Here is a 9,967-nt window from a genome sequence, read left to right on the forward strand (position 1 = left end):
CTGAAAGGATGGTTGCAGCTGTGATATTCAAAAATATCACGAAAATAAAAGTAAAGTGGTACGCCATATCTATCAGAAAATTTTTAATGCGCCAGGCTTTATTTGATATGTTGTTTGAGTTTATTGTCTGCTCAATAAAATATTAGGTCTGCTCCTCGCTCAGTACAGACTTGACGATCACCCACTCTGACCGCTGCGTGTCAGGTGCGGACATTGCTTGCGTGAAATCCCTGCCAGATAACAAACAAATTAACCTTTATATTGCTGTGTGTTTATTTTCGCTGAGTAAACAGGTGGTTTTTTTTTGCACAGGCGCAACACTGTTTTGTGTATATCAAATAACAGCACTGCCCTTTATTTATCGATATAAAAAGAAAATTTTTTATAACCAATTGATTTTAATGAATTAAAATATTGGTGAGATGATTGCGTCAACAATAACACTGGAGCATATATTAATAGCACAGTAACTAAATTATAATTCTTTAACATCCGGTTGATATACGAGGTCAGAATGCGGTTCATTGTCATGCTGTTAAGCTTTGCGCTCTCCACACAGGTCTGGGCGGGCGAACTTTCCATGCCTTCCGGTAAAATCCTTTTAACGCTGTCTGGTAATATCAAAAATACCAATGAAGGTGGAAAAGCCGTTTTTGATCTCGCAAGCCTTGAGAAACTCGGTATGGTCAGCTTTCAGTCCACTTCTCCCTGGTATGATGGCCGCACTACCTTTACGGGTATTCCACTGCAAAAGCTCATGGATTATGTCGGAGCGAAAGGTTCTGTTGTTAAGGTCACTGCGCTTAATGACTACACCACCGAAATCCCCCTCAGTGATTTTAAGAAATACAACGTTATCCTTGCTTTAAAAATCAACGGGGAATATATGCGTATCCGTGATAAAGGCCCGTTGTTTGTTGTGTACCCCTATGACAGCTTACCTGAGCTGAATAATCAGATTTATTATTCAAGATCAGCCTGGCAGGTCAGCAGAATGAATATTGAGTAAGGGGTCAGAAGACCAACATGAACAGAATTCTGGCTGGCATCATTTTTTTCCTTTTTATATCTACCGCGTATATCTCTTTCCTTGTGCATGAAAGGCAACAAGAGTTACAGAAACTGACTCACTACGCCGCTTCGTGGTCTGCTGCACAGATGGTGTCAGAATATTACCGGTTCGAATCGTTGCTTGGTCTTTACACTATCGATGAGACGATGACGCTGGATCAAGTGCGCATGCGTCTCGAGATTATGCTCAGCCAGAGTGATTTAATGAAAGAAGGTGATTTGAGGAATTACATAGAAAGTAATAAAGCCCATCATGCACTGGCTCTACAGCTGGAAAAGACACTTGAGTATCTGGATCTTCATCTTGAGAAAATGAACCGTTCAGAACTCCAGGCATACCTGAAAAGAATGCAGACGCTTGATGCTCAACTGGGTCGTCTGTCATCCGGCGCTTTAGACAAAGATATCAACTCAATTAATGACGCCAACCTCAAAATTAAAACCCTGTACTATATTTACTCAGCGACGTCTGTATTACTGATAATAATGAGTGCGATCCTTGGTGTGCTGATTTTTTATCAAAACAGAAATATTCTGAAGGCGCATCTCCAGGTAAAGAGTCTTGCTGAAGCACTACAGGAATCAAAAGAAAAACTGCAAATCCAGAATGCAAAGCTGGAATATGACGTCTACCATGACTCTCTGACAGAGATGAATAACCGCCATTTTTTCTGGGGGAATTTAAATGAAACCATCGAGATCGCAGTAAAACATAATACTTCTGTGAATGTGATGTTGTTTGATTTAGATCGATTCAAGGAGGTCAATGATACGTATGGTCATGATGTCGGTGATATGTTATTACGCCAGATATCACACCGTCTGATTTCTATGGGCCTGAATCCCGATACGCTTTATCGTTTAGGCGGGGATGAATTTGCATTTCTGTCGAGTGGCCTGACGGAGAGCAGTGCCATTTCACGAGCCCAAAATATATGCGATGCTATTAACCAGCCCTACACTATTTATAATACGATTATCAATATAACCACCAGTGTCGGCATTGTTATCTCAGACACTGAACGCCGCTCCGACTATCTTTATAAATTTGCAGATTTGGCCCTTTACGAAGCCAAAAAAGAGGGCGCTGGTAAGATAAAAGTCTTCCGGCAATGGATGCTGGACAAGCTGCAAGAAAGCCGAACTCTTGAGCATGATATGGCACTGGCGTTAGTGAATAAAGAATTCGTGGTTTACTATCAGCCTATTGTCGATTCTTTCAGCCGGGAAATTTACAGCTATGAAGCCCTTATTCGTTGGATACATCCTTTAAAGGGGATCCTGTCACCGGACAGCTTTATTCCTGTAGCTGAAAAAACAGGAATGATTAACGAGATGGGGAAATCGGTGCTTGAAATGGCCTGCCGGGAAGCCGCTACCTGGGTAATTCCGGCTAAAATTTCAGTCAATGTCTCTCCTGTCCAGCTAAGCAACAAAGCCTTTGCCGCAATAGTGCTGTCTATTCTGAACGAAACGGGACTTCCCGCTGAGCGTCTTGAACTGGAAGTGACTGAATCTTCTCTCTTTGCTGAGAGCAATACGCCGATGAATACGCTTAACAGGCTGCGGGCTCTGGGGGTGAAAATCTCCATCGATGATTTTGGTACTGGTTATTCTTCTCTTTCACGCCTCAGCAGACTTGCCTTCGATAAAATTAAAATAGACAAGTCCTTTGTGCATTCGATATCGACACAGGAAGACGCCCTTAATATCATCAGGCTCATCACCGGCATGGCGAAATCCCTTAATATGAAGGTCGTTGCTGAAGGTGTTGAAACACAGGAGCAACTGGAAAGCCTCCAGGTGCTGGGGTGTGATTTCACACAAGGCTATCTGTTTGGTAAACCTCAGCCATATATAGAGGGTAAAATCAGAAACGGTTAAATGGAAAATGTTCTTCTTGCCCACTCTATATAAAGGAGGTCTTTAAGACCTCTGGCACATCAAGCATTGAGCTCCTCTGAAAGGTGCTGTATGTCATCACTTAACTGTTGTAACTCATTGACAAGTCTTGCCACATGGAAACCATCGCACACGGAATGATGTACCTGAACGGCGAGAGGCAACAATACTTTTCCATCCTGATTGTAGTATTTTCCAAGCGTGAACATGGGGGCAAAAAAGTTCTGCATGTTAGCAAGGTTGATATTAAAACTGGTGAAACTTACCCAGGGAATACCCGATACGAAAAATATATTTTCCCGAGACTCTTCCTTTGGCCAATAAGAAAGGTTATTACCATAGCGTGCAATGTCTTCTGAATAAACGTCCTGGAAGTGATGAATATTGCCATCGTAGTGACTCCATAATGATGAAAAGGTCTCTGTTTCATTATGAAAAATGGTATAGCTTGGATGAATTTCATTCCATATGACAAGCTCATTGTTCTTCATGGCCATACGAAACTCCGCATGACGGTTTACGACTTTAGAAAGAAGGAAAATAATAGTAGGGTAAAATTTCCAGCCAACTTCCCTTATATGTTTTAGCAGCGCGGTAATATCTATCAGGACAGTTTGGTTAATAGTACTTTGAGCAAATGACTGGAATACCTCAAAGTGCTCCTTTCTTGCCCAACGAGATAAGTCAACAGGTGTATATTCCAGAGTTGTTTTTTTCATTTTTTAACCTTTGATTGTAAATTATATATCAGATGCTAGTCTAAATTTTTTTATGAATTAAGCAAACATGCAGGGCGCAAACTGTTTGATAGAGAACGCATTTTGAGAGTAGCGGATCCTTTACCTGGCAGTCAGGCAGAAAGGCAATACCGCGCCCCTCATTGACCATAAACAGCAGAGGAACGACACCATGACCACCTTTCATCAACTTACTGCAACCAGCCTGCGTGGTCAGCTTATCCCGATGGCCGACTACGCAGGCAAACTGGTTCTGGTGGTGAATACCGCAAGCCTCTGTGGCTTTACGCCACAATATGCAGGCCTTGAAATGCTCTACAAGAAATACGCCGCCCAGGGTCTGGTAGTGCTTGGTTTCCCCTGTAACCAGTTCGGCAAACAGGAACCCGGGAGCGCCGACGACATCTCGCAGACCTGTCACATCAACTACGGTGTAAGCTTCCCGATGTTCGAGAAAGTGGAGGTCAACGGTGCCACAACGCACCCGGTGTTTCGTTACCTGAAAGAGGAATTGCCCGGCGTGCTGGGCGGGCGAATCATGTGGAACTTCACTAAGTTCCTGATCGGACGCGACGGGAAACCGCTTAAGCGTTTTGCACCCATCTCCACCCCGGAGAAAATGGAAGCCGCAATCCGTACTGCACTTGAAACCGAAGTGACCTTGTAATGTGAACTATTCACTTTCGATTTCACTCCACCGGGTCGTGCCAGGCGCAAATGCTCACTATTCATTTTGTCGCCCCTCGCTATTAAATAAGATGTCGCGCGCTCAGACTAGATAAGTCGAAACCAATTTCCAGTCAATAATTTGGATGAGCGCGGGTTTACTGGCTAGAATTAAAATAATACCCCTACATAACTGGAGTAAAAATGAAATTAATCCTAAGAGTTTTTTTATTCTTGCTGGTTATTCCAGCGAGTTATGCAGAGGAACAGGGCGGTTTAAAAGAAGTTGTCGCTCCGCCTTCACCAGATAAAATTGAAGATGGCTATCGTGGCACAGAAGATGCACGGGTAATGACCGTGAAATTTGCTAAAACAATGCATGATGGCGCAACACTTTCTCTGCGTGGAAACCTGATTCATCATAAGGGGGGCGATCGTTACATCTTCCGTGACGGCACTGACGAGATTGAAACTAACATACCCAAATCTGTTTTTGATGGAAGAGAAGTTAAACCCGATCAAATGATTAGTATTAACGGTACGCTTGATAAAAAAGCTCAGCCACTGGTGATGAATGTTGATCGTCTACAAAAATGAATCAGGGGGCCTATAAGGCCCCCTGTGAATGTGAAAAATATGAAGTAATTTAATTTAACGGTAATATTCTTCACGTACAGCATGCCATTTGGTATGGCTACCCATTTTGCCCATGGCACCCGCCAGTACCGCTTCGACAATTAACATAAAGAAGGCAAACCAACTTGCCCTGGCCGTTGCTTTTGCTGCTTTCTCACCCGCTTCACGTGCTTTTTGTTCCGCCTGTTTTTTCATTTCTTCATATTTCACCCGGGCTTCCTGATAGTTTTTTTCCGTTTGGGCGACTATTTGATCGGCCTCCGCATCCGTTTTACCGGTACGTTTAATAATGATATTTTTTAAAGCTTCGCGGTCTGATGGTTGAAAGGTGGCATCATTCCTTTCAGAAAGACCTTTAATAAACCCGGCAATATCATTTGCCCCATTATTATTTACCGCGCCGGTATTTTGCTGCCCATTTGTGGATGCGTCAGGATTAACCGGTTGTGTTAACGCTGTTTCAATTTCACTCTGTAAACCATCCAGATTAATATTGTTTTCGTCTAATTTCCCTTTTACCTGCTCAGTTATTCCAGGTGCCGCAGCAGATATACCGCTGCCGGCTGCCTGAATGCCCGAACCTAAAACACTCAGTGCACCTGTCATTGCACCATTCGCAATAACAAACATAAACCAGACGCAAATTAATGTATTAACGCCAAACATTAACAATCCATGCAGCCAACCTTCGCGACGTGCAAGCCAACCGCTAATAAATCCTCCTGCGGCAATGGCAATTAACATACTTAAACCTGTCCAGATGGCGGCACCCATACCAATGCCATCAAGTGGATTCTGTTCTTTTAATGGATCTATAGTACTGAGGCCTATCGCTGTTCCAAGAATAATCAACATCAAATAAACCAGCATTGAGAGAATAACCCCAGCAAAAACAGCGCCCCAACTGATGACGCTAATCCGGATGATATTTCTTGCCGATTTATTTACATCGAAATCATCGTGGTCGCGATGGGATGTTTGATAATCCGTCATTTTCATTCCCCATTATAGATTATTGGTATTTAAACCAATGACGATGGTGTATATGAGATTTGGCGGGGTGATCAGAATGTCACTCGCGTACTTTAAATGTAGTCGTGTTTATGATAAAAAACCACAAAACCACCTGTTTTATAGCTATTTGCACCGCCATAAATTAAATTACTGTTGATAATCAACCAATAATAATCTTCATGTCGCTATGTGATTTTGACTTTTATTTTCGCGATGATAGTTATGTTTTTCTTGCCGCCTGGTTTGGAGGTTATATTCCTTTTATTCCATTGCTTATTACTTGCTTTCAACTTTAGTTAATATTTATCCAGTCTTTTACGGGAGACGATGGCTTTTTTCTTGCGCCCGGATAAATAAAATCAGAAATAATGGTTCGTCAACATTCTTCAACATTTCGTTCAGCAACGAAGCATCCATTATTTCTCTCACTATAGTGGGGGCGTCCACTATGAGGAGATAGTCATGATTGCAGTACTTTTTGAAGCAGATGCGGTTGCGGAACATCAGGCAAGGTATCTACAACTTGCGGGTGAACTCCGGCCTGAGCTCGATAACGTAAAAGGTTTCATTTCAATTGAGCGATTTCAGAGCCTGAGTACCCAGGGAAAAATCCTCTCTCTTTCGTGGTGGGAAAGCGAAGAGGCCGTACTCGAATGGAAAAAAAACCTGCGGCATCAGGCGGCGCAAAAAGAAGGGCAGCAAACCCTCTTTGCCCATTACAGAATCAGAGTCGCGAATGTCCTGCGCGAGTATTCATCAGAAAAAAGGAATGACTCAAATGTATGATATTCATGTGGTCTTTAATAACGTGCCGGGCGGCCTTGCGTTACTGGGTTCTACGCTTGGTCATCATGGGATTGGGCTTGAAGGTGGTGGAGTCTTTGCCACAGGCCAACAAAGTCATGCTCATTTTCTGGTTGAAGATGGAGAGGGCGCTTTTATGGCGCTGACTAAGGTTGGTCTACAGGTTGAAAAGGTCACGAAGCCAATCATCAGGAAGCTCAAGCAAGAACGGCCAGGTGAGTTAGGCGAGATAGCCGATGCGCTCGCCCGTCATAATATCAATATTGTGGTGCAATACAGCGACCATAGTAATCAATTGATTCTTTTAACTGACAATGATGAACTGGCCGCTCAGGTCACACATCAATGGGATGTTTCCACACAGTGAAGCTTCTTAAGGCAACCTCGCCTTCCGATGACACAGACTGCCTCGAACAGTCTATGTCCAATATTGCGACCGCGATTGCTGACCCTTCCAGGGTCAGTATCCTTTGCGCCCTGATGGATGGCAGAGCCTGGACGGCAACGGAGTTAAGCGCGGTTGCTAACATTGCTCCCTCTACCGCAAGTGCTCACCTGGCAAAACTCCTGCAAAACAAGCTGGTAAGTTGTTTGTCTCAGGGGCGCCATCGTTATTACCGACTCTCCGGACAAGACATTGCTGCATTACTTGAAACCTTGATGGGGGTTTCGATGAAATCAGCGCCGAAGATGAATACCAGAACTCCGGTGCATTTGCGCAAAGCGCGAACTTGTTACGATCATCTGGCGGGTGAAATCGCGGTAGGGATATATGATTTTATGCTCAAGCAGGAGTGGATACTGCTTGATCGGGATGAGTTGTCATCCGTCGGCATAAATAAGTTTCAGGAGCTTGGTATAAATTTCATTCCTCAAACCAGGCGCAAGTGTGCATGCGGTTGTCTGGACTGGAGTGAGCGCAGATATCATCTTGGAGGGAGTGCGGGTGCGGCGTTGCTGACGACCTTCGAGCAAAATCAGTGGATTACCCGAGTTAACGGTTACAGAGAAGTTGTCTTCACACACCGCGGAAAAAAGGCGTTAAAACACTTCTTCAATCTGACAATGTGATTTTGAAAACGACGATCTCAAATCGGTTTGCAGTTAATGCCTGTAAAAAATGGTTGTCCGATTTTCGCTTGTGCGGTTTTGTCGGATGTTCCCGATTCATGCTGGATGTGTGAAGAAGAAAGAGTCAGCTTAAGAAAGTGGATGAACAATCTTAAGCTGAGCTCAGTTGAGACTCCTCGTGCGAGCTACGACAAAGCCGAATCGTATATCAACGAAGCGCCCGAATTGATGTATCAATCAGCTCATGCTTGCCGCCCCCCAGAGAGGCAGCGGAGGCCGCGACAATGTCATGCGGGAAGCCAAGCGTGATAGCGCTGGCGGCATCAAGGCGTGAGAGTTGTTACTCGTCAGCTGAACGTCTACCGACGCCAGATTATCCGCAAGTTGTTCTGCGGTACGTGGGCCTATAATTGGCAGTGTTCCCTTCGCGAGTACCCATGCGATGGCGATTTGCCCTGGCGAATGTCCCGTTTCGTCAGCAATAGCCAGCACGGTATCAACCGTTGCGGTTTTTATTTGATTGCTTTCATCATGTATCACCGCGCCCAGCCCTTGTGCCCGTCCCGATTCCCCTTTGCGATATTTCCCTGTCAGCAAACCGCCGCCTAAAGGTGACCAGCTCACCACGCCCAGGTTAAAACCCGCCGCCATAGGCAGTAACTCGCGTTCTGCCGATCGTTCCACCAGACTGTATTCCAGTTGCACGGCGGATACAGAAGACCAGCCACGAAGTTCAGCCAGGGTGGCGGCAGTCGCCACACGCCATGCCGGGAAGTCCGACAGCCCTGCGTAGAGAATCTTCCCGGAACGGATAAGGTCATCGAGGGCTTTCGCAATTTGATCAACCGGTGTTACCCCATCAGGCATATGCACCCAAAGTAAGTCGATATGATCGGTTTTCAAGCGTTTCAGACTCGCCTCAAGGGAGTTAATCAATGATTTGCGGCTATTACCGGTGCGCTGAAGGCCTGCTTCAGGCGAGTCGCCCAGAGAAAATTTGGTGGCAAGCACGATGTCATCGCGTTCGGATGCGATGAAGTCGCTGAGCATGGATTCTGATTGCCCGAACTGGTACTGATCTGCGGTATCAATAAAGTTACCACCCGCTTCCCGGTAGCGTGTGTAGATATTAAGTGCTTCTTCCTTATCCGCACCATAACCCCAACCGTTGCCGAAATTACCCGTACCAAGGGCGAGTGTTGAGACTCTAAGACCTGTATTTCCAAAGATGCGATAACGCATGGCTTGACCTCCTGAAGGCAGTTCCACGGAAAGATAAAATGATTATCTGAATAGGGATGAGCCGCCGACATATCAGGACGCTGTAAGCCCATACTCAGAAGTAGTTTTAACATCCGTGATAACGGTAACTTTCAGCCGAAAAACTTCGGAAATACTGGAGTGCATACCTACTTTTTAATGTAGAGAGTGTAGACCATAGCGCACAGCTCCTGCTTACCACCACACGCAACAATTGCGCCAGCCATCAGTCTGTAGCCGACTAACTAATTAGCGAATTCAGATCAAGTAAAACGCGGAAATTTGCAGATGTGTATGGAATTTAAGCATGCCGGAGATATTGTTTTATCTCGTCCCACTCCATATGGAGCACCAAATGCCGGAATACTGTTTTTTTAAAAAGGGTAAGCAAACCGTTGTCCTGAAAAAATCAGACGTGGAAGGCGTCTCTGAACTGACTGCAATGGGTTATGAAAAACAATTCGAAGAAGTCATCGCCACTGACGAAACACATGCGCTGACCCGTTTTGCGGATATCCGCAAGCAACAGCAAATAGATAATCATAACTTTTTAGCTGGTGCGGGAACTATGCCCATTATAGACGTCCTGACGACAGTGGCGACTTCTCTTATTCGTGATAAGTAGCCGGACTATAAATAACGCTTAACTTGCTGGTAATCGACAAAAACAAAAAAGCCCGCTTAAGTTTCCTTAAGCGGGCTCTCGAATTTGGCTCCTCTGACTGGACTCGAACCAGTGACATACGGATTAACAGTCCGCCGTTCTACCGACTGAACTACAGAGGAATCGGTTAACGGGGCGCATA

General features: G+C 44.8%; 10 protein-coding genes, 1 tRNA gene and 1 pseudogene. 8 read left to right on the forward strand and 4 right to left on the reverse strand.

The features are described 5' to 3' along the window. The first annotated feature begins 514 nt into the window (after positions 1–514). On the forward strand, positions 515–1,009 hold the full coding sequence (locus WBL83_RS17145) for a molybdopterin-dependent oxidoreductase (RefSeq protein WP_424590286.1): 495 nt from the start codon (positions 515–517) through the stop codon (positions 1,007–1,009). A gap of 17 nt (positions 1,010–1,026) precedes the next feature. Further along, a complete protein-coding gene (locus tag WBL83_RS17150; protein WP_424590287.1) occupies positions 1,027–2,955 on the forward strand; it encodes a putative bifunctional diguanylate cyclase/phosphodiesterase in 1,929 nt (642 codons plus the stop codon). A gap of 59 nt (positions 2,956–3,014) precedes the next feature. Here the strand turns inward: WBL83_RS17150 and catA are convergent, their stop codons facing one another. Beyond that, positions 3,015–3,692 carry a type A chloramphenicol O-acetyltransferase gene (gene catA, locus WBL83_RS17155; RefSeq protein ID WP_424590288.1) on the reverse strand — a complete coding sequence of 226 codons (678 nt, stop codon included), beginning with the start codon at positions 3,690–3,692 and terminating at the stop codon, positions 3,015–3,017. 190 nt (positions 3,693–3,882) lie between these two features. On the opposite strand from catA, the gene WBL83_RS17160 reads away from it, so the two are divergent. Beyond that, positions 3,883–4,377 carry a glutathione peroxidase gene (locus WBL83_RS17160; protein WP_424590289.1) on the forward strand — a complete coding sequence of 165 codons (495 nt, stop codon included), beginning with the start codon at positions 3,883–3,885 and terminating at the stop codon, positions 4,375–4,377. Positions 4,378–4,580: 203 nt separating this feature from the next. Next, complete coding sequence (locus WBL83_RS17165; protein WP_424590290.1) at positions 4,581–4,973, forward strand: YdeI family stress tolerance OB fold protein; 393 nt, start codon at positions 4,581–4,583, stop codon at positions 4,971–4,973. Positions 4,974–5,027: 54 nt separating this feature from the next. Here the strand turns inward: WBL83_RS17165 and WBL83_RS17170 are convergent, their stop codons facing one another. After that, positions 5,028–6,005 (reverse strand): hypothetical protein, encoded by a 978-nt coding sequence (locus tag WBL83_RS17170; protein ID WP_424590291.1) that lies wholly within the window; start codon positions 6,003–6,005, stop codon positions 5,028–5,030. Between the two features lie 483 nt (positions 6,006–6,488). On the opposite strand from WBL83_RS17170, the gene WBL83_RS17175 reads away from it, so the two are divergent. The 3 genes from WBL83_RS17175 to WBL83_RS17185 are packed head-to-tail and all read left to right on the forward strand — an operon-like array spanning position 6,489 to position 7,901. Then, the gene (locus WBL83_RS17175) at positions 6,489–6,812 is read left to right on the forward strand and encodes an antibiotic biosynthesis monooxygenase family protein (RefSeq protein WP_424590292.1); all 324 of its coding nucleotides are present in this window, start codon (positions 6,489–6,491) and stop codon (positions 6,810–6,812) included. After that, complete coding sequence (locus WBL83_RS17180; RefSeq protein ID WP_424590293.1) at positions 6,805–7,197, forward strand: amino acid-binding protein; 393 nt, start codon at positions 6,805–6,807, stop codon at positions 7,195–7,197. The genes WBL83_RS17175 and WBL83_RS17180 overlap by 8 nt, the downstream gene beginning before the upstream one ends. A 53-nt stretch (positions 7,198–7,250) precedes the next feature. Beyond that, entirely contained in the window at positions 7,251–7,901 is a 651-nt protein-coding gene (locus WBL83_RS17185; RefSeq protein ID WP_424590294.1) for an ArsR/SmtB family transcription factor, read from the forward strand. Positions 7,902–8,109: 208 nt separating this feature from the next. On the opposite strand, the pseudogene WBL83_RS17190 reads toward WBL83_RS17185, so the two are convergent. Continuing rightward, positions 8,110–9,143, reverse strand: a pseudogene (locus WBL83_RS17190) (aldo/keto reductase). Between the two features lie 373 nt (positions 9,144–9,516). Here WBL83_RS17190 and WBL83_RS17195 point away from each other — a divergent pair. Next, entirely contained in the window at positions 9,517–9,786 is a 270-nt protein-coding gene (locus WBL83_RS17195) for a hypothetical protein (RefSeq protein ID WP_424590298.1), read from the forward strand. Between the two features lie 85 nt (positions 9,787–9,871). Here WBL83_RS17195 and WBL83_RS17200 read toward each other — a convergent pair. Further along, positions 9,872–9,947 (reverse strand) — tRNA-Asn (locus WBL83_RS17200). Between the last annotated feature and the right edge of the window lie 20 nt (positions 9,948–9,967).

This window comes from Buttiauxella sp. (assembly GCF_049686335.1).
In the GTDB taxonomy this organism is placed as follows: Bacteria; Pseudomonadota; Gammaproteobacteria; order Enterobacterales; family Enterobacteriaceae; genus Buttiauxella.

Bases quoted from the DNA above. Each gene is read 5' to 3' on its own strand.
- WBL83_RS17145 (WP_424590286.1), top strand. From the start codon at position 515: ATGCGGTTCATTGTCATGCTGTTAAGCTTTGCGCTCTCCACACAGGTC.
- WBL83_RS17150 (WP_424590287.1), top strand. From the start codon at position 1,027: ATGAACAGAATTCTGGCTGGCATCATTTTTTTCCTTTTTATATCTACC.
- catA (WP_424590288.1), bottom strand. From the start codon at position 3,692: ATGAAAAAAACAACTCTGGAATATACACCTGTTGACTTATCTCGTTGG.
- WBL83_RS17160 (WP_424590289.1), top strand. From the start codon at position 3,883: ATGACCACCTTTCATCAACTTACTGCAACCAGCCTGCGTGGTCAGCTT.
- WBL83_RS17165 (WP_424590290.1), top strand. From the start codon at position 4,581: ATGAAATTAATCCTAAGAGTTTTTTTATTCTTGCTGGTTATTCCAGCG.
- WBL83_RS17170 (WP_424590291.1), bottom strand. From the start codon at position 6,005: ATGACGGATTATCAAACATCCCATCGCGACCACGATGATTTCGATGTA.
- WBL83_RS17175 (WP_424590292.1), top strand. From the start codon at position 6,489: ATGATTGCAGTACTTTTTGAAGCAGATGCGGTTGCGGAACATCAGGCA.
- WBL83_RS17180 (WP_424590293.1), top strand. From the start codon at position 6,805: ATGTATGATATTCATGTGGTCTTTAATAACGTGCCGGGCGGCCTTGCG.
- WBL83_RS17185 (WP_424590294.1), top strand. From the start codon at position 7,251: ATGTCCAATATTGCGACCGCGATTGCTGACCCTTCCAGGGTCAGTATC.
- WBL83_RS17195 (WP_424590298.1), top strand. From the start codon at position 9,517: ATGCCGGAATACTGTTTTTTTAAAAAGGGTAAGCAAACCGTTGTCCTG.